Consider the following 20877-nt stretch of genomic DNA (forward strand, 5'->3'; position numbering starts at 1 on the left):
ACTATTTTGAAAGTATTTTTTAATCAACTGAAAACGTGGTTTTTATTTTTTAGCTTTTGTAGGATTTTGGAGTTTATCAGAAGTTGTTTCGCAGAGATACTCAAAGAAAACACAGAGATTCGCTAAGGTTTTTATTAGATAAACACAAAAAACACCAACCCAATATCAAGAACTTTAGTTCAAACAAAGCTTCCCGATACAATTTTAAACAATAAACTACCGCATTATCATTTAAAACCACTCGAAATGACAACAAAAACCAACTTAATAACTACAACCCTAGCCCCGATAGCAACAAAAACCCTTTCTTGTCCCGTTTTTTTTTTAACGGGACAAGAAAGATTGTAGTGAATAGCGGGAAATAGCTCCAGAAAACAATACATATATAAGCAAGTGTTTTTATTTAGACTTGAATTCCACGAAACATACTATAATATATATTGTATGTATTTTTCTAATACTATATATTTGCACTCTCAAAATTAAACTAACAATGATTAAGATTACTTTGCCCGATGGGTCAGTTAGAGAGTTTGCGCCAGGCGCTACTCCGATGGATGTTGCTAAAAGCATTAGCGAAGGATTTGCAAGAAATGTAATTTCTGCTTCTTTCAATGGTACCACCGTAGAAACAGTAACTCCTTTGACCACGGACGGCAGTCTTACATTATATACATGGAATGATGCCGATGGAAAAAAAGCTTTTTGGCATTCGACTTCCCACGTTATGGCACAAGTACTGGAAGAAATGTATCCTGGAATCAAATTAACTCTTGGACCTGCAATTGCAAACGGCTTCTATTATGATGTGGATTTTGAAGATCAAAAAATTACCGAAGCTGATTTCAAGAAAATCGAAGATCGCGTACTTGAAATCTCTAGAGGAAAACACGAATTCAAATTACGTCCTGTTTCTAAAGCAGAAGCCTTAGAACTATATAAGGACAATGTATATAAAACAGAATTAATTTCGAATCTTGAAGACGGAACAATCACTTTTTGCGATCATGATACTTTTACCGACTTATGTCGTGGAGGACATATTCCGAATACAGGCCTTATAAAAGCAATGAAAGTAATGAGTGTTGCTGGTGCTTACTGGAGAGGTGATGAAAAAAATAAACAGTTGACTCGTGTTTATGGAACTTCTTTCCCTAAACAAAAAGATCTTACTGAATATTTAGCTTTATTAGAAGAAGCAAAACGTCGTGATCACCGTAAACTCGGAAAAGAATTAGAATTATTTGCTTTTTCTCAAAAAGTAGGTCAAGGCTTACCTTTATGGCTACCAAAAGGAGCTGCCTTAAGAGACAGATTAGAACAATTCTTAAAAAAAGCACAGAAAAAAGCCGGTTATGAGCAAGTAGTCACTCCACATATTGGCCAAAAAGAACTTTATGTAACTTCTGGTCACTATGCAAAATACGGAGCAGACAGCTTCCAACCAATAAATACTCCAGCCGAAGGCGAAGAGTTCTTATTGAAACCTATGAACTGCCCTCATCACTGTGAAATTTACAATGTAAGACCCTGGTCTTATAAAGATTTACCAAAGCGTTATGCTGAATTTGGTACTGTTTATAGATATGAGCAGTCTGGAGAATTACATGGTTTGACTCGTGTAAGAGGATTTACTCAGGATGATGCCCATATTTTCTGCACTCCGGAACAATTAGATGAAGAATTCAAGAAAGTAATTGATCTTGTCCTTTATGTTTTTGGTTCATTAGGATTTGAAAACTTTACTGCTCAAATCTCATTAAGAGACCAAGAAAACAGAGAGAAATATATTGGTACAGATGAAAATTGGGAAAAAGCAGAAAATGCAATCATCAATGCTGCCCGTGACAAAGGATTAAACACCGTTGTTGAATATGGCGAAGCTGCCTTTTACGGACCAAAATTAGACTTCATGGTAAAAGATGCCCTTGGAAGACAATGGCAACTTGGAACTATTCAGGTAGATTACAACTTGCCAGAGCGTTTTGATTTAACTTATAAAGGGTCAGATAACGAATTACACCGACCAGTTATGATCCACAGAGCCCCTTTTGGATCTATGGAACGTTTTATAGCTATTTTACTGGAACACACAGCAGGAAATTTCCCTCTTTGGCTTATGCCAGAACAAGCTATTATCTTGTCTTTGAGCGAGAAATATGAAAATTATGCTAAAAAAGTTTTAGAATTGCTAGAAAATCACGAAATTCGCGGGCTAATTGACAACCGAAACGAAACAATTGGTAAGAAAATTAGGGATGCTGAATTACAAAAAATCCCGTTCATGCTGATTGTAGGAGAGGAAGAAGAGAAAAACGGAACAATTTCAATCCGCCGTCAAGGTCAAGAAGGAAAAGGAAATATTAGCGTAACAATTGAAGAATTTGCTACAATTGTAAACGAAGAAATAAACAAAACATTAAAAGTATTTACAGTTTAACTTAAATTTTAAAGTCATAGCAATAAGAAGCAACAGAGGTTTTCAACCTCGCGTAGAAAAAAAAGATGCACACAGAATAAATAATCTTATTCGTGTACCAGAAGTACGATTAGTAGGTGAAAATGTAGAGCCAGGAGTTTTCAAAACTTCAGAAGCTTTGCGTTTAGCAGATCAATTTGAATTGGATTTAGTTGAAATTTCACCGAATGCAGATCCGCCGGTTTGTAAAATCATGGATTACAAAAAGTTTGTTTATGAGCAAAAGAAACGTGAAAAAATTCTAAAAGCGAAATCGTCACAAGTTGTCGTTAAGGAAATCCGTTTTGGTCCTCAAACAGATGAGCATGATTATGAATTTAAAAGAAAGAACGCTGAAAAATTCTTGAAAGAAGGTGCTAAATTGAAAGCATTTGTTTTCTTTAAAGGGCGTTCGATTATTTATAAAGATCAAGGTCAAATCTTATTATTAAGACTAGCTCAGGATTTAGAAGAACATGGTAAGGTGGAAGCAATGCCAGTTCTTGAAGGAAAGAGAATGATTATGTTCATTGCTCCTAAGAAAAAAAAGTAAGCAGTTAGCAGAAGACAAATTGCAGAAAATACAATGAGATTAGCAAAAGCTCCGTTCGCTTCGCTCGGGTGCTTCTCAAGCTCGCAAAGACAAGTAAGTAAGAATAAATTAAAACACTAGGAAAAAATGCCTAAAATGAAAACCAAATCTAGCGCCAAGAAACGTTTTAAAGTTACTGGTTCTGGAAAGATCAAAAGAAAACACGCTTTTAAAAGTCACATCTTGACTAAAAAATCTAAGAAACGTAAATTAGCTTTGACACACTCAGCGCTAGTTCACTCAACAGACATGAAAAGCATCAAACAACAATTAAGAATTATATAATTGTTAATCGTTAAGAGTTATTTGTTATAAGTAAAAAACTTCTAACCTCTAATTCTAACTTCTAACTTTTTATTCTTTAGGTTAAAACAATTAAATTATAACCTTGGAGTATGGCCATAAGTTCTCTTGATTAAATTCGGGACGCCTGCTACAAAAAAACAATAAAATTATGCCAAGATCGGTAAATTCAGTTGCTAAAAGAGCAAGAAGAAAAAAAATAATGAAGCAAGCCAAAGGTTTCTTTGGAAGACGTAAAAACGTTTGGACAGTTGCAAAGAATGCGGTAGAAAAAGCAATGTGCTATGCATACCGTGACAGAAAAGTGAACAAAAGAAATTTCCGTGCTTTATGGATTCAACGTATCAACGCTGGAGCTAGATTAGAGGGAATGTCTTATTCACAATTCATGGGTAAAGTAAAAGCTAACGGAATCGAATTGAACAGAAAAGTTCTTGCTGATTTAGCTATGAACCACCCAGAAGCTTTCAAAGCTGTACTTAATAAAGTAAAATAAACGTTTTATCAACTCAATTTAGGATTACTTACTTACATAGAAAAACCTCATTCTTCCGAATGAGGTTTTTTTGTTATATTGAAACTCAAAAAAAAGACACCTAAATAACGTCAGGACATTTTCAGATATACAGAAAAATAGTATTTTAGTAAAATGATTTTTCCAAAAATAATTTTCAAAACAATAGCTGTATTATTGTTGCTCCTAACCTTTTCATGCCATAAAAAGGAAGAGGTTGTCCTAAAAGACAGCACATACAATACAAAACAAGTTAATCAATACTACAAACTTGCCAACGAGTATTACGATAATTCTAAATATGACAGTGCCTTTTATTATGCTAACAAAACAAAGCTAATAATCAATCCTGAAAAAGAATTTACAAAGTACACTACTACTATGTTTATTTTAGTAACATCTCAACAACTACAAGGAGACTATTCAGGTGCTGAAAGTACAATTGTTGAAACGCTTTCTAATATTGAAAAGGTAAAGAATGAAAGACAAAAATATAAATTTCACACCATGCTAGCATACAATCACACATGCCAAGCAAATTTTAATGAGGCTTTATTTTATTATAAAAAAGCACTCTCGTTTAATGTTTCTAAAAAACGTAAACTACTAAGTGTCATTAACATTGGAAATATTTACAAACAACAAAAGAAATACAAAAAAGCTATAGAAATATTACTCCCTTTACTTGATGAAAAAGAAATAAAACAAAACAGATATTATCTCTCCGGTATATTAAATGACTTAGGTTATTGTTATTTTAAAATTGGTAACCTAAACGCTATTGCATTTCTAAATAAATCATTAAAACTTAGTTCCAATATGGATGCAACAGCTGATGATGATTATGATTTAACAACTAATTATTATAATTTATATGAATATTATTTAAAAAAAGACCAAAAAAAGGCAGTGAGATATGCTAATTTATATTATCAAAAAGCAACAGAATATAACAATCCAGGTGATCGTTTACTAGCCTTAAGTTTCTTAATAAAAAACAGCACAGGAAAAGAATTAAAAAACTATTCTCTTAATTACATACATCTTAATGATAGCATTACTAAAGTAAGACAAAAGGCAAAAAATTATTTTGCTAAATTAAAATACGATTCTAAAAAAGAAAAAGAAGAAAATCAGAAATTAAAAGCTGAAAAAGAGCTACAAGAGGAATTAGAAAAAAACAAGAATATTGTAATTACTTTCACAATAGTAATTATACTAATCATTTCCGGGTTCATCTATTACTATCTAATTGAGAAAAATAAAAAAGAAAAACTTCAAACAGCCTATAATACCGAAATTAGAATTTCAAAAAAACTACACGACGAATTAGCCAATGATATCTTTCAAACTATCAATTTTGCTGAAACTAATGACCTTTCTTCTACTAATAACACCGAAAAACTACTCGAAAATTTAGATCATATCTATTCAACAACAAGAAATATTTCGAGAGAAAACAGCCTAGTTGAAACCGGAAATCTTTTTGAGGAATATTTAAAAGATATGATTTACAGCTTTAAAAATCACTCGATAAATGTTATTATTAATGGGTTAGAAAATATAGATTGGTCCAACATAAACAACTTAAAAAAAATTACAATATATCGTGTCCTTCAAGAGTCATTGATAAACATGAAAAAACATAGTAAATCTAACTTAGTCATAATTTCGTTCAAAGAACAAGAAAATAAACTTTTATTGAATTATTTTGACAACGGAATTGGAATTAATCTTGAAGAAAATATTAAAAAAAATGGACTTCAAAATGCAGAAAACCGTATTACAGCCATCAATGGAAATTTTAATTTTGATAGCGAACCCAATAAAGGCGTTAAAATAAATATGATTATCCCAATATAATTAATCAATATGTTTAAAAAAGTATTAATTGCCGAAGATTTAGATTCTATTAGTCAATCCATCATACACACCTTAGAAGAACTTTCTATAGACGATATTCAACACGTAAAATATTGTGATGACGCTCATATAAGAATTAAAAAAGCATTAGCTGAAAAAAAACCATTCGATTTATTAATAAGCGACTTATCTTTTAAACAAGACCACAGAGAAAATAAACTTATTAATGGCGAAGAACTTATTGCTGCTGCAAAAAAAACACAACCAAACATCAAAACAATTGTCTTTTCTATTGAAGATAAATCTTTTAAAATAAAATCTTTATTCAATATTTTAAAGATTGATGCTTATGTGATAAAAGGCAGAAATAGCATTAAAGAATTAGAAAAAGCAATTAACCGAATTTACAATAACGAAACTGGAATTTTATTACCGGAAATAAACACTAATACATCAACAGAAAAATCTATAATCGAAATAGAATCTTATGATATTTCATTATTAAAATCATTATCCAAAGGATTAATTATAAACGAAATTGCAACCGAATTTAAAAAATCAGGAATTGTCCCAAACGGAAATAGTAGTATTGAAAAACGCCTTAACAAACTCAAAACCTACTTCAAAGCAAATAACAATATACACCTTATTGCTATAGCAAAAGACATGGGATTAATCTAAAATCGATCTCTTAGATTTAATAATTCCTTCATAAAAAGTTCTCTGTTTACGGTTTTCCGTAAAAAAAATATTTTTATTAGTTATAGATTTGGATTCCAATCTACATTAAAACTACCACTAATAAAAACTAAACGACATAGTTAAAATAAATCAACTATGAGAACTAAAATGAATAGTCTATCCAAATTTATAATAATAGGATTATTAATAAATTCGAGTTCCTGCTCCAATGATGATAAACAAAATCTCATTTCGAAAAAAGAGACAACTGAGAAACACAAGATAAAAGCATCCAACATTCATAAGTCAAACGATTTTTATTATTATTCCCCTCGAAATAATAAGAAATACGATCATCAATTTACAGGAACAAATGAAAATGGCGAACAAGTAAATGGAATTATTAATCTTGAAAATGAAGTCGGAATCGGAATTTTAAAAGAAAAAAACAATAATGAAATTGAAATTGTCAGTGAGGATATTAATTATAAAGAAATAATAGCAACTGATATTAATGGCTTAAAGTATAAATTAAAAATCGATTAAAATACTAGGTTTTTTGTTGTTTTTTTCTCGCAGCAGGAAACAAAACATTATTCAAAATCAATCGATAACCTGGTGAATTAGGATGTAAATCTAAAACTGTAGGAGCATCCCCTACTTTGTGTTGGTAATCTTCCGGATCGTGTCCTCCATAAAAACTGAACATTCCTTTTCCTTTTTGTCCGTGAATGTATCTGGATTCACCATTTAGCTCACAAGTCCCTAATGTCAAAACATTGGATTTTATCAATCTGGCATCAAAAGCTGTAGTTTGTCCCATAAATCCTTTCACGAGTTGGGTATGATTTTGACATAACATAGAAGGAATTGGATCCCATTTGGCCGAAAATCCCATTAGCGTAAAATAATCTTTCTCCATTGGAACGATTCTTTTTTCGGTCATATCAATATCTGAAAACTCATATTTTTCAGGACTTCTTTCTAAAATAAAATCTTTAAATGCTAAAGAATTACCATAATTTAATTTCGACTGATAATTAGCTTCACTCGGATCGCCATCAAACATTGATTCGCAAATATCTACTCCATCGGCTGATAAAGCAATATCAAAACTATCCGTTGCCGAACACATGGCAAACATAAATCCGCCACCGATAACAAAATCTCTGATTTTTTTAGCTACAGCTCCTTTTTCTTGCGAAACTTTAGCATAACCCAATTTGACAGCCAGATTTTCAGCTTCTTTTTTTTGTTCGATATACCAGGGCACATTTCGATATGAACTATAAAATTTACCGTATTGTCCCGTAAAATCTTCATGATGCAAATGCAACCAATCATACAGAACTAATTGGTCACTTAAAACTTCTTCATCATAAATAGCGGTAAAAGGAATTTCGGCATAGGTTAAAACCAAAGTCACGGCATCATCCCAAGGTTGTTTTCCTTTAGGCGTATAAACAGCTATTTTAGGTGCTTTTTCCAAAATCACATTTTCCATATTTTGCGATGGACTTGCGATTTCGTTTAAAATAACCTGCTGTTCATTATCTGATAAAATTTCGAAACTTACTCCTCTAATTTGGCATTCTTTTCGAATTTCAGCTGCATCGGGTAATAAAAACGAGCCACCGCGATAATTAAGCAGCCAACTCGCCTTGTATTTTTTATCCAGACACCAATAGGTAATTCCGTAAGCTTTAAGGTGATTTTGCTGTGAATTCTCATCCATTGGCAACAAAATAAAAGAAGCCTTTACTGAAAAAGAAATTAAGATAATTATGAGGAAAGCTATTTTTCTAAAAAGCATTGGAATGTTTTATTTCAAATATAGCATTTTTTTATCTTAGAAAGGCATATCGTCGTCATCGTCATCATTCAAATTACTCCCAAAAGCTTCATGAGGTGAAGGCAGATTTTTAGTAATATAAGAATTATCATCCTGATTCATTGCCGAAGGTAAATCGTCATCATAACCTCCGCTATAATCATCTAAATTGTCAAACTTACCTAAATGTCCTAAGAATTTCAAACGAACATTTTCGATTCCACCATTACGGTGTTTTGCAATCATGATTTCGGCCTGACCTGCAGTTGGTGCTGCTTCATCATCATCCCATTCGTCAATTTTATAATATTCAGGACGGTATAAAAACGATACAATATCAGCATCCTGCTCAATCGCTCCCGATTCACGAAGGTCAGAAAGCAAAGGTCGCTTACTGGAACCACGCGTCTCAACGGCTCGTGATAACTGTGAAAGTGCAATTACAGGAACATTCAATTCTTTGGCTAAAGCCTTTAAGTTTCGGGAAATAGTCGAGATCTCCTGCTCACGATTTCCTCCACCTTTTGAATTTCCACCAGCGGTCATCAACTGCAAATAATCGATAATAATAATCTTTATACCGTGTTGTGAATGCAAACGTCTTGCTTTTGCTCGTAAATCAAAAATAGAAAGCGAAGGCGTATCATCAATAAATAAAGGTGCTTTTTCTAAGTCTTTAACCTTAGTACTTAGCATAGTCCACTCATGTGGTTCTAATTTACCAGTACGTAATTTCTCAGACGACAAACCTGTTTCAGACGAAATCAAACGAGTGATTAATTGTACAGAAGCCATCTCCAGCGAAAATACAGCTACTCCGTGTCCGTAATCAATTGCCATATTTCTTGCCATTGACAATACAAAAGCTGTTTTTCCCATTGCCGGACGAGCCGCAATAATAATCAAGTCACTTGGCTGCCATCCTGAAGTTAGTTTATCTAAATTAGTAAAACCGGTTTCAACACCACTCAATCCTTCTTTTTTACTAATTTCTTCAATTTTCTTTTTGGCTTGTAAAACTAAACTTTGTGCAGTTTCCGAACTACGTTTAATATTTCCCTGGGTAACTTCGTAAAGTTTTGATTCTGCTTTGTCTAACAAATCAAAAACATCGGTAGTTTCATCATAGGAATCTTCGATAATTTCAGATGAAATACGAATTAAACTGCGTTGAATAAATTTCTGAAGAATAATCCGTGAGTGAAATTCAATATGTGCTGATGAAGATATTTTTTGTGTTAACTGAATTAAATAAAAATCGCCTCCTGCTAACTCTAATTTTCCATTCTTTTTTAACTGAGCCGAAACAGTCAACAAATCGATAGGTTGTGTTTCAGTAAACAACTGTACAATTGCTTCAAAAATATGCTTATGAGATTCTTTATAGAATGCGTCAGACTGAAGAATATCAATGACATCATCAACCCCTTTTTTATCAATCATCATTGCACCCAGTACAGCTTCCTCTAATTCAATAGCTTGTGGAGGAAGTTTTCCTTTTTCTAAATTTATGATTGTAGTTTTATCTACCTTAACAGGCTTAACATTCTTGAAATTTTCCATAGCACGAAAGTAACATAAATTTTAAAAAAAACACAGTTTAGTTATTACACGAATATGTTTATAACTAAGTCGATTTTGTTTATAACCAAAAAAAATCCGTCTCGTTAGTAAACGAGACGGATTATCATTTTAAAATAAGTTTATTATTCTTTGAATTCACCCATTTTAGTGTATTTATCCATTCTCTGAGCAATTAAATCAGCTGTTGATAAATCTTTCAATTCGTTGTATCCTTTTAAGATATACTGTTCAACTGTTCTGAAAGTAGTCTCTCTGTCATAATGAGCTCCTCCTAACGGTTCAGGAATAATATCATCTATTAATTCTTGTTTTTTCATATCAGCAGAAGTCAATTTTAATGCCTCAGCTGCTTTTTCTTTATACTCCCAGCTTTTCCATAAAATAGAAGAACAAGACTCAGGAGAAATAACCGAATACCAAGTGTTTTCAAGCATGTAAACACGATCTCCAACTCCTATTCCTAAAGCCCCACCTGAAGCACCTTCACCAACAATGATGGTAATAATAGGCACTTTAAGCAAAACCATTTCGTAAATATTTCTGGCAATAGCTTCACCTTGTCCGCGCTCTTCAGCTTCTAAACCTGGATAAGCTCCCGGAGTATCTATTAAAGTAACTACTGGAATATTAAACTTTTCGGCCATTTTCATCAATCGCAAAGCTTTACGATAACCTTCAGGATTAGCCATTCCAAAGTTTCTGTACTGACGCGTTTTAGTATTGTATCCCTTTTGTTGACCAATAATCATAAAAGATTGACCGCCAATTTTTCCTAAACCACCTATCATGGCTTTATCATCTTTAAATCCTCTGTCTCCATGAAGTTCTAAAAATGTATCTCCACAAAGTCCTCTAACGTGGTCTAAGGTATAAGGTCTGCTTGGATGTCTTGACAATTGCACACGTTGCCAGGCAGTAAGATTTTCATAGATATTTTTCTTAGTCTCAATCAGTTTATCGTTGATTTGATTGCATGTAGCGGTAACATCAACATCTGATTCCTGCCCAATAACTTGACATTTTTCTAACTGATCTTCAAGTTCTTTTATTGGAAGCTCAAAATCTAAATATTCCATAGGATTTGTGCGTTATTATTTTATTTGGAAGTGCAAATATAAAATATTAAATCATTTACACCCTCTTATTTTTTATTTTAGTGAAGCTGTCACCATAAAATCTACATTACAATTCTTTTAGAATACATCTAAAAAGAATTCATTCAGCTGATTATCAACATTAATTTTTATCTTTCAAATAGAAATCAATTCCTTTGAATCCAACTTCTTAAATCATATTAATTATTTTTTTACTAATCTTCTTCGGTGTTTTAAAATACCATTTAATATTACCGTCACGATAATAACAACTGCTCCTACATAAAACAAGGCACTCATTTTTTCTTTTTCTCCAATAATAAAGTAAGCCAGAACAATTCCGTAAACAGGTTCCAGATTAGTGGTCAGCATTACCGTATAAGGACTTAATTGCTTCATTACTTTTACCGAAGCTGTAAAAGCATAAGCAGTACAAACACTGGATAAAACAAACAACAGTGTCCAGTCATTAAAAGAAACATCAAAAAAGTCCGCAGTAAATTTATTTTTCCAAAGAAAATAACCACTAATGAAAAATATTCCAGCCAGAAACTCATAAAATGTAATCACCGCCGAATCGTGCTTCAGAATTAATTTCCCATTAGATAAGGTAAACAAAACTCCTAAAATTATAGAAACCAAGGCAAACAACATTCCTTCAAAATAAGCCATTTCGACCTGCATAATTACTGACAATGCCGCAATAATAACCAAACCAAAAAACACTTCGTACCAAAGCACTTTTCGCCCATAAAACAAGGGTTCTAACAATGAAGCCAGAAAAGCACCCAATGAAAAAACAGACAAAGTAATCGATACATTGGAAACATGAATGGCATGAAAGAAAAAAATCCAATGCAGTGCAATTAACAAACCTACAAAGCTTAATTTAAGCAGAGAAAACAAAGGAATACGAAAAGATCTTCTGGAATAAAAGTTATAAAAGCCTAAAAACAAAGCTGCTAAAAGCATTCGATACCAAACAATAACATCGGCATCCACTGTAATCAAAGCACCAAGTATGGCAGTAAATCCCCAAATAAATACTATAAGATGGAGATTCAAATAGCTTTTAAGTCTATCGTTTGGCATTGTGCAGTAGATATACAGCCAGAATTCCAAAAACGATATTTGAAAACCAAACAGCTAACATAGGAGGAAAAGTCGATTTCTCGGCCAAAACTCCAAAAATCTTATCAAAAAACACAAAACTAAATGCCACAGCAATTCCTATGGTCAAATTCATTCCCATTCCTCCCCTCCTTTTCATCGAGGATACCGCAACAGCAATAACTGTGAGAATAAATGCCGAAACTGGAACGCTAAATTTCTTATACAAAACCACCGAATAAACCTTGATATTAGACGAACCTCTTTTTCTTTCCTTATCAATAAAATCAATTAACTCGCCCACTCTTAGAGTTTCAGCAATATAAACCACCGGAGTTAAATCTTCGAGTTCAAATTTAAACTTCAGATTTTTTTCAGGCAAAACTTCAATCTTATCCCCTAATTCTCCAACTGTTCTTTTAGTATAATCGTATAAAGTATAAGTACTGTCTTTTTCATTCCATTTAATCCTGCTGGCAGTAATTTTAGAAACCATTTTTTCTTTATCAAATTTCTCCAAAACAAAATTAAAAGCCATCTTAGAAGAACTATTAAAATTACTTACATACAAGAATTCCTTGTTATTCAATTGTCGGTAAACATCTGTATTGTCGCCAACCATTTGCTCTCTACCTCCCGATCTCAAGTACATGTATCGAAAATTATTGAAACCTTCACTGGCTTTTGGAACTACATAAAATCCCATTAATAAAACTCCAATAGAAACTATTGTAGCTCCAATGATAAATGGTCTTAAAAAACGAGTAAAAGAAATCCCCGAACTCAAAATAGCTATAATCTCAGTATTATTGGCCAATTTTGAAGTAAACCAAATAATTGACAAAAACAAAAATATTGGGAATAACGCATTTGCAAAATAGATAGTAAAATTACCGTAATAGACAACAACGTCCATAAATGGAACTTTGTTCTCAATCATCTTATTAATCTTTTCCGAAACGTCAATTATAATCCCAATAGGGATAAACATCAACAACATAGCCATAAAAGTGGCTAAATATCTTTTAAGAATGTACCTATCTAATATCGTTAACATACTTTAAAGTTAGAAGTTAGAAGTTAGAAATTAGAAGTCAAGTGCTGAGAAACTCCCAGCTTCCATCATCTAACTCCCAGCTTTTTTTTACAAGCGTTGGCTCATGTTTTTTACCATCATCTCTTTCCAAGGTCTGAAATCGCCTGCCAAAATATGTTTTCTGGCCTCACGAACTAACCACATATAAAAACCTAAATTATGAATCGTGGCAATTTGCTTTCCAAGATATTCATTCGCCGCAAATAGGTGACGTAAATAGGCTTTTGTATATTCAGTATCCACAAATGTGATTCCCATTTCGTCAATTGGCGAAAAATCGGCTTCCCATTTTTTATTCTTGATATTGATTGTTCCGTTAGCCGTAAACAACATTCCGTTTCTGGCATTACGGGTAGGCATCACACAATCAAACATATCAATTCCTAGTGCAATATTTTCTAAAATATTAATCGGAGTTCCCACTCCCATCAAATAACGCGGTTTGTCTTCCGGCAAAATTTCGGTAACCACCTCAGTCATCGCATACATTTCTTCAGCAGGTTCACCAACTGACAATCCTCCAATGGCATTTCCTACCTGACCGGAATTAGCAATATATTCCGCCGATTGACGTCTTAAATCTTTGTAAGTACTTCCCTGAACAATAGGAAAAAAAGCCTGATCATAACCATATTTCACCGGCACTTTGTCCAGATGATTGATACAACGGTCTAACCAACGGTGGGTCATGTGCATCGAACGTTTGGCATAATTATAATCGCAAGGATAAGGCGTACATTCGTCAAAAGCCATGATAATATCAGCTCCAATAGTACGCTGAATTTCCATTACATTTTCGGGCGTAAACACATGATACGAACCATCAATATGCGATTTAAACTTCACCCCTTCTTCCTTAATTTTTCGGCTATTCGAAAGAGAATACACCTGATAACCTCCGGAATCCGTCAAAATATTACGATCCCAATTCATGAATTTATGCAAACCACCCGCTGCTTCTAAAATTTTAGTCTGTGGACGCAAATACAAATGATAGGTATTTCCAAGAATAATATCAGGATTAATATCGTCTTTTAATTCTCTCTGATGCACCCCTTTTACCGAGGCAACAGTGCCTACAGGCATAAAAATAGGCGTTTCAATTACACCGTGATCTGTGGTAATGCTTCCCGCTCTGGCTTTAGAAAGTGGGTCTTTTTGTAATAAATCAAACTTCATACTAAGGTTTTTCTACCGATTGTTCGGCTGGCAAAGATAGTTTAATTTGGAAAAAGTCACTTATTTTTAACAGCAAAATCAGAGTGTTGACTTTTAAAAGTTTCCACCACAAATTACACCAACAAACACAAATTACCAGCTGTTTTTAATTACACAAATTCTTATACCAAAACACTTAAACCATCTATCGAATTCATTGTAATTCTGACTTCAAAAACAATTAGTGAATTCGCGGCTAACTTTTTCACAAACCAATAAGAATTCTAAATCCATCAAACCTATACTTCCTTAACTCCTTAATGGTAAATTTAAGTGTGTTTATATTCGTAACTTTGTATAAATAATAATTTTACTTAAAACACAATGAAACTCATCATCCAAGATACTTTCAACAAAGAATTACCCGCCGACCCAATTACAGAAAACTACGTCAGACAGGTTGAAAATGCTTGTTTTTCATTTGTAACACCCACAAAAACAGCAAATCCTCAAATCATCCACGTTTCACCGGAAATGCTTGAAAATTTAGGATTATCAGCAACCGATGTACAATCGGACGAATTCAAAAATGTTTTTACAGGAAACGAAGTTTTGCCTAACACCCAACCTTATGCCATGTGCTACGGTGGACATCAATTTGGCAACTGGGCAGGACAACTCGGCGATGGTCGCGCCATTAATTTAACCGAAATCGTTCATAACAAACAACGTTGGGCAATCCAACTCAAAGGCGCTGGAAAAACTCCCTATTCCAGAACCGCCGATGGATTAGCCGTTTTGCGTTCTTCCATCCGGGAATATTTATGTAGCGAAGCCATGTTTTACCTAGGTGTTCCTACTACCCGAGCTTTATCTTTAGCCTTATCAGGTGACGAAGTTTTAAGAGACGTACTTTACAATGGTAATCCTGCTTACGAAAAAGGAGCCATCGTAAGCCGGATTGCGCCTAGCTTTTTGCGTTTTGGAAATTACCAAATCCTCGCTGTTCGCAATGACATTGAAACACTAAAAACACTGGTTAATTATACCATCAAACATTTTTATCCTGAATTAGGTACGCCTTCAAAAGAAAGCTATCTCCAATTTTTCAAAAAAGTTGCCGAAAACAGCCTGGAAATGGTCATTCATTGGCAACGCGTGGGCTTTGTACACGGAGTGATGAATACCGATAATATGTCAATCTTGGGATTAACCATTGATTATGGTCCTTATGGCTGGCTGGAGGGCTATGACTATGGCTGGACCCCCAATACAACCGACTCCCAACACAAACGCTACCGTTATGGAAACCAACCTAATATAGTGCTTTGGAATTTGTACCAACTCGCCAATGCCTTATATCCTCTTATTAACGAAACCGAAGGATTAGAAAAAGTGCTAGCTGATTTTGGTACTGCGTTCGAAAACAAATATTTGAATATGATGCGTTCTAAAATAGGTCTTTTCAGCGAAAACGAAAACGATCAAAAACTCATTCAGGAATTAGAGAACAATTTGCATTTAACCGAAACGGATATGACCATTTTCTTTAGAAACCTAAGTCGTTTTTCAAAAGAAAATCCAGAACAAGGCATTTCGATTATTCAGGATGCTTTTTATGGTTCCATCGAACAATTGCCTGAAATAACTGAAGCATGGAATAAATGGTTCGATAAATACAGTATTCGTTTGCAATTAGAAAAGGAATCAGACCTAGAGCGTTCTGAAAAGATGAACGCTATTAATCCAAAATATGTATTGCGAAATTACATGGCACAACTCGCCATCGATGCAGCCGATAAAGGAGATTACAACCTAATCGATGAACTTTTCAATTTATTAAAAAAGCCCTACTCTGAACAAGAAGACCAGGAAAAATGGTTCGCCAAACGTCCCGATTGGGCAAGAAACAAAGTAGGTTGTTCTATGTTGTCGTGTAGTTCTTAGCTATCTAACTCATTTTTACCAAATTTCTTAGTTATTAAAATTACCCTACTAAATCCATATAATTACATATATTTGTATGATATTTATACAAATTAATATGCAACACACCTTATTAATAGTTCCCGGATTAGGAGATTCGACAACAGGACATTGGCAGGACAATTGGTTACATCATTTTCCAAATGCAAAAAAAGTAGTTCAAAACAATTGGAATCAACCACAATTAAAGGATTGGTTAAGCAATCTGGATGCAACTATCAAAAGTATCGAAACACCCATTATTATTGTCGCCCATAGCCTTGCGGTTTCGTTAGTTGCTCATTGGTCACAACAAAATGACAGCAGCAAAATTGCTGGTGCTTTACTGGTAGCTCCCGCCGATGTAGAATCGGCAGTTCATACTCCCGAAGAAACCTGGAACTTTGCTCCTATTCCTTTAGACAAATTAAAGTATTCATCTATCGTAATTACCAGTTCTAATGATCCTTACATTTCGGCAGAAAGAGCCGAATTTTTAGCTCAAAAATGGGGAAGTCTGTTTTATAACGTTGGTCCAAAAGGACATTTGAATCTGGATTCACAACTGGGACTTTGGGAAGAAGGACAAGAAATATTACAAACTTTACTACAGTTAATTACTAAAAATTAAGAATTAAACGAAGGCCTCATCCGGGGCTTTTTTATTACTATAACGTTTTCTAAAAACACTACCTAAAATCATTTTCTAACATTCATAAATAAAATTGTTAAAACACAGCTATCTTCCAAAAAAAAATTGCTCTCTAAAATAATTCTGAAAATGAATTTAAAAAACTAAAAGTACTGGAAAAATTAAAAGACGCTAACTTAGACATCAAATTCCATCAAATCACTAATAGCAATGACTCGATAAGTATCAATTAAAAAAAATTAGTGTATAATTTACATTTATAAAATCCATCTATTTTCTCCATAAAGAAACCAAAACCTCATTTAGAGCTGTTATTCCTAATACAATTGCAATCAAACAATTATAAAAATCATTTGTCTTACGGCAAAATAAAAATTACATTTGCAAAAGTTTATTAACTTTTACACTCAAAATGAAACCTAACACTCAACAATTAAACGATTTAATTATCCAAGTAAGAAGAGACATCCTTCGAATGGTTCACGCTGTTAATTCAGGTCACCCGGGAGGTTCTCTAGGCTGTACTGAATTTTTGGTAGCCTTGTATCAAAACATAATGGACCGCAAAGAAGGTTGGGATATGGACGGTATTGGTGAAGATTTATTCTTCTTATCAAACGGACACATCTCTCCTGTTTTTTATAGTGTTCTGGCAAGAAGCGGTTATTTTCCAGTTTCAGAATTGGCAACTTTCCGTTTGTTAAATTCAAGATTGCAAGGACACCCAACTACTCATGACAACTTGCCGGGAGTACGTATTGCATCTGGTTCTCTAGGTCAAGGATTATCAGTAGCAATTGGAGCAGCGCAAGCTAAAAAACTAAACAACGACAAGCATATCGTTTACACACTTCACGGTGATGGTGAATTACAGGAAGGTCAAAACTGGGAAGCTATTATGTATGCTTCTGCTAAAGGAGTAGATAACTTAATTGCAACTGTTGACCTTAACGGAAAACAAATTGACGGTACTACTGACGAAGTTTTAGCAATGGGAAGTCTTCGTGCTAAATTTGAAGCTTTTGACTGGGAAGTGGTTGAAATCACTAAAGGAAATGATGTTGAAGCTATCATTGGAGGAATGGCTGAAGCAAAAGCAAGAACCGGTAAAGGAAAACCAGTTTGTGTATTATTACATACTGAAATGGGTAACGGTGTAGATTATATGATGTACAGTCATGCTTGGCACGGTAAAGCACCTAACGATGCTCAACTTGAAAACGCTTTAGGACAAAACTATAATACTGGAGGCAATTCAGATTATTGAATTTCAGATTAGAGATTGCTTCGCCTATTCGCCTTTCAGGCTCGGGTAACGATTTCTGACTCGAGCGATAGCGAACAGGCAAAGCATTTTAGATTTTAAAACTTAGCATCTTAGAGTCTTAGAGGCTCAGTAACTCAAAAAAAACAAATGAAAAAATATATAAATACAGGAAGTAAAGATACCCGTTCAGGTTTTGGAGTGGGAATGACTGAATTAGGTCAAAAGAATGAAAATGTTGTAGCACTTTGTGCTGATTTGATTGGATCATTAAAATTTGATGATTTCAAGAAAAATCACCCGGAGCGTTTTTTCCAAATTGGTATTGCTGAAGCAAACATGATTGGAATTGCTGCAGGATTAACTATTGGTGGAAAAATTCCATTTACAGGAACTTTTGCTAACTTTTCTACAGGAAGGGTTTATGACCAAATTCGTCAATCAGTTGCTTACTCTGATAAAAACGTAAAAATCTGTGCTTCTCACGCCGGTTTGACTTTAGGAGAAGACGGTGCAACTCACCAAATCCTTGAAGATATTGGTTTAATGAAAATGTTACCGGGAATGACTGTGATCAATACTTGTGACCACAACCAAACTAAAGCGGCTACAATTGCTCTTGCTGATCACCATGGCCCTGCTTACTTGCGTTTTGGACGCCCGGTTGTACCTAACTTTACTCCTGCTGACGAACCATTTATCATTGGAAAAGCAATCATGTTAAACGAAGGTACTGATGTAACTATTATTGCTACAGGTCACTTGGTTTGGGAAGCTTTAATTGCTGCTGAGAAATTAGAAGAAAAAGGAATTTCTGCTGAAGTAATCAACATCCACACTATTAAACCATTAGATGCAGAAGCTATTTTAAAATCGGTAGCTAAAACTAAATGTATCGTAACTGCTGAAGAACACAACTACCTTGGTGGTCTTGGAGAAAGCATTGCAGGTGTATTAGCTGTAAACAATCCTACTCCACAGGAATTTGTAGCTGTTAGAGATAGTTTTGGTGAATCAGGTACTCCTGAGCAATTAATGGAAAAATACAAATTAAACAATCAAGCGATTGTTGAAGCTGTAGAAAGAGTTATTAAAAGAAAATAATTCGATTCTAAAATATATTAAAAATCCCATCTTGTTCTAAACGAGATGGGATTTTTGTTTTGAAAAACACTGCAATCGAATATTTGTCAAATAATTAAAACAGAGCAACATTCTTTTTTTAACATATAAGTCATATAAGCTTTTGTTTTATCCAATTCCTTGCCTATGATTTACAATTTAGATTACATAAATTAAGCTGTTCTTTATTATACACCAATAAATTATTGGTATTACTTATATGGTCATAAACCACAAAAAAAGAGATAAATTTAAGCCTAAAACTTATATGACTTATATGGTTTAAATTCTTATTATTGAGCATAAAGCAAAGACTGCATCACTTCAAAAGAAATACTTTCGTCTTCATTGACAAAATATTTCAACAGCACTTCCCCCCACATTTTACCATCACTATAATCGGCAATAATCCAACGATGATTTAGGACTTTTACTTTGTTAATTACAAATTTATTTGCCCCTATCTGATCCTGCCCCACATAAGGATTCCCTTTTGGATTAGCATTCAAATCCATCAATTTTTCGGTTACAACAGGAATTAATTTCTCGTAAGCGATTGTTTTATTGGCTATAGCCGAATCAAAATAATTTTGAGCGTTTTCATTATTTTCCAAAGAAAAATAATTGGCATCAATCAATTTATTAATCATCAAAGCCACACTGTCTCTGAGTTTTTTTGTGGTTTTTTCGTATCGGTTTTGCTCAAATTTCACTTCCTTACTTAAAAACATATAGGTAAAAATATTAATTAATACCAATAAAATAAAGGCGTAGAGCGTGAATGACTTTTTCATTGTAAAATTATTATAGGGTGATTTCTAAATTATCATAAGCTAGGAACACATTCTCAGGAAGTTTTTGTTGTACTTCTTCATGAAATCCCATCACATGGCTAATATGTGTTAAATAAGCCTTTTCAGGCTTTATCAAAGCAATAAATCCCAAAGCTTCTTCTAAATTAAAATGTGAAAAATGCGGTTCTTCCCTTAAAGCATTAATTACTAATACTTTTAAATTTTGAAGCTTTGCAATTTCGGCATCTTCTATTGTTTTTACATCTGTTAGATAGGCAAAATCATCTATTCGATATCCAAAAACCTGTAAACCCCCATGTGACACATTGACCGGAACAGCTATTTTATTTCCAATAGCAAAAGATTCATTATTGATTACTTCAATCGTTTTTACCGAAGGAGCTCCCGGATACTTATTAACTGTTTCAAAAACATAGTCAAAACGCATTTTCATATTGTCAATAACACGTTGGTGTGCATAAATAGGCATCACGCCCTGCCTAAAATTAAACGGTCTTATATCATCTAAACCGGCTGTATGATCAGCATGTTCATGCGTAAAAATAATTCCGTCCACTTTTTGACAATTAGCAACAAGCATTTGCTGTCTGAAATCAGGACCACAATCAATAACATAAGAATAATTATCCCAGTGGATCCATATCGAAACCCGGAGTCTTTTATCCTTGCTGTCCGCACTTTTACATACGGGATGATCACTGCCTATAACCGGAATTCCCTGAGAAGTACCTGTACCTAAAAAATATACCTTCAAATCTTATTTTTTTCACAAAAA

The 20877-nt window shown here is 33.7% G+C and carries 19 protein-coding genes; 11 read left to right on the forward strand and 8 right to left on the reverse strand.

The features are described 5' to 3' along the window. Positions 1–493 precede the first annotated feature (493 nt). The 7 genes from thrS (at position 494) to FDM27_RS14045 (ending at position 6957) form a co-directional block, all read left to right on the forward strand. On the forward strand, positions 494–2440 hold the full coding sequence (thrS, locus tag FDM27_RS14015; RefSeq protein ID WP_071183650.1) for a threonine--tRNA ligase: 1947 nt from the start codon (positions 494–496) through the stop codon (positions 2438–2440). A 16-nt stretch (positions 2441–2456) separates the two neighbouring features. Continuing rightward, complete coding sequence (gene infC, locus FDM27_RS14020; RefSeq protein WP_394332097.1) at positions 2457–3011, forward strand: translation initiation factor IF-3; 555 nt, start codon at positions 2457–2459, stop codon at positions 3009–3011. Between the two features lie 126 nt (positions 3012–3137). Then, positions 3138–3335: a 50S ribosomal protein L35 gene (gene rpmI / locus FDM27_RS14025; RefSeq protein ID WP_007810722.1), complete on the forward strand. Its 198-nt coding sequence runs from the start codon at positions 3138–3140 to the stop codon at positions 3333–3335. A gap of 169 nt (positions 3336–3504) precedes the next feature. Then, positions 3505–3849 carry a 50S ribosomal protein L20 gene (gene rplT, locus FDM27_RS14030; RefSeq protein WP_035633036.1) on the forward strand — a complete coding sequence of 115 codons (345 nt, stop codon included), beginning with the start codon at positions 3505–3507 and terminating at the stop codon, positions 3847–3849. Positions 3850–4002: 153 nt separating this feature from the next. Beyond that, positions 4003–5730 (forward strand): ATP-binding protein, encoded by a 1728-nt coding sequence (locus tag FDM27_RS14035; protein WP_140487432.1) that lies wholly within the window; start codon positions 4003–4005, stop codon positions 5728–5730. 9 nt (positions 5731–5739) lie between these two features. Continuing rightward, entirely contained in the window at positions 5740–6411 is a 672-nt protein-coding gene (locus FDM27_RS14040; RefSeq protein ID WP_140487434.1) for a response regulator transcription factor, read from the forward strand. Positions 6412–6567: 156 nt separating this feature from the next. Beyond that, entirely contained in the window at positions 6568–6957 is a 390-nt protein-coding gene (locus tag FDM27_RS14045) for a hypothetical protein (protein WP_140487436.1), read from the forward strand. 4 nt (positions 6958–6961) lie between these two features. Here the strand turns inward: FDM27_RS14045 and FDM27_RS14050 are convergent, their stop codons facing one another. The 6 genes from FDM27_RS14050 to tgt all read right to left on the reverse strand — a co-directional run bounded on the left by FDM27_RS14050 (position 6962) and on the right by tgt (position 14305). After that, complete coding sequence (locus FDM27_RS14050) at positions 6962–8224, reverse strand: asparagine synthetase B (RefSeq protein WP_140487438.1); 1263 nt, start codon at positions 8222–8224, stop codon at positions 6962–6964. A gap of 36 nt (positions 8225–8260) precedes the next feature. Continuing rightward, a complete protein-coding gene (gene dnaB, locus FDM27_RS14055; protein ID WP_071183655.1) occupies positions 8261–9805 on the reverse strand; it encodes a replicative DNA helicase in 1545 nt (514 codons plus the stop codon). 143 nt (positions 9806–9948) lie between these two features. Then, on the reverse strand, positions 9949–10902 hold the full coding sequence (locus FDM27_RS14060) for an acetyl-CoA carboxylase carboxyltransferase subunit alpha (protein ID WP_071183656.1): 954 nt from the start codon (positions 10900–10902) through the stop codon (positions 9949–9951). A gap of 222 nt (positions 10903–11124) precedes the next feature. After that, positions 11125–12012 (reverse strand): DMT family transporter, encoded by an 888-nt coding sequence (locus FDM27_RS14065; RefSeq protein WP_140487439.1) that lies wholly within the window; start codon positions 12010–12012, stop codon positions 11125–11127. Then, entirely contained in the window at positions 11999–13087 is a 1089-nt protein-coding gene (locus FDM27_RS14070) for an LptF/LptG family permease (protein ID WP_140487441.1), read from the reverse strand. Before FDM27_RS14070 ends, FDM27_RS14065 begins: the two co-directional genes overlap by 14 nt. Positions 13088–13174: 87 nt before the next feature. Beyond that, entirely contained in the window at positions 13175–14305 is a 1131-nt protein-coding gene (gene tgt / locus FDM27_RS14075) for a tRNA guanosine(34) transglycosylase Tgt (RefSeq protein WP_140487442.1), read from the reverse strand. A gap of 363 nt (positions 14306–14668) precedes the next feature. Between tgt and FDM27_RS14080 the strand changes: the two genes are divergently transcribed. The 4 genes from FDM27_RS14080 (at position 14669) to FDM27_RS14095 (ending at position 19269) form a co-directional block, all read left to right on the forward strand. After that, positions 14669–16231, forward strand: a complete 1563-nt coding sequence (locus FDM27_RS14080) for a protein adenylyltransferase SelO (RefSeq protein WP_140487444.1) — start codon at positions 14669–14671, stop codon at positions 16229–16231. Positions 16232–16307: 76 nt separating this feature from the next. After that, entirely contained in the window at positions 16308–16880 is a 573-nt protein-coding gene (locus FDM27_RS14085; RefSeq protein ID WP_255510557.1) for an RBBP9/YdeN family alpha/beta hydrolase, read from the forward strand. 433 nt (positions 16881–17313) lie between these two features. After that, complete coding sequence (locus tag FDM27_RS14090; RefSeq protein ID WP_071183662.1) at positions 17314–18168, forward strand: transketolase; 855 nt, start codon at positions 17314–17316, stop codon at positions 18166–18168. A 147-nt stretch (positions 18169–18315) separates the two neighbouring features. Further along, positions 18316–19269, forward strand: coding sequence for a transketolase family protein (locus FDM27_RS14095; RefSeq protein WP_140487446.1), 954 nt, complete (start codon positions 18316–18318; stop codon positions 19267–19269). A gap of 311 nt (positions 19270–19580) precedes the next feature. Here FDM27_RS14095 and FDM27_RS14100 read toward each other — a convergent pair whose 3' ends face one another. After that, positions 19581–20081, reverse strand: a complete 501-nt coding sequence (locus FDM27_RS14100; protein WP_140487447.1) for a hypothetical protein — start codon at positions 20079–20081, stop codon at positions 19581–19583. 10 nt (positions 20082–20091) lie between these two features. Then, positions 20092–20856: an MBL fold metallo-hydrolase gene (locus FDM27_RS14105; RefSeq protein WP_140487449.1), complete on the reverse strand. Its 765-nt coding sequence runs from the start codon at positions 20854–20856 to the stop codon at positions 20092–20094. Positions 20857–20877 lie beyond the last annotated feature (21 nt).

The sequence above is a fragment of the Flavobacterium sp. GSA192 genome (assembly GCF_006386525.1).
Taxonomy (GTDB): Bacteria; Bacteroidota; Bacteroidia; order Flavobacteriales; family Flavobacteriaceae; genus Flavobacterium; species Flavobacterium commune.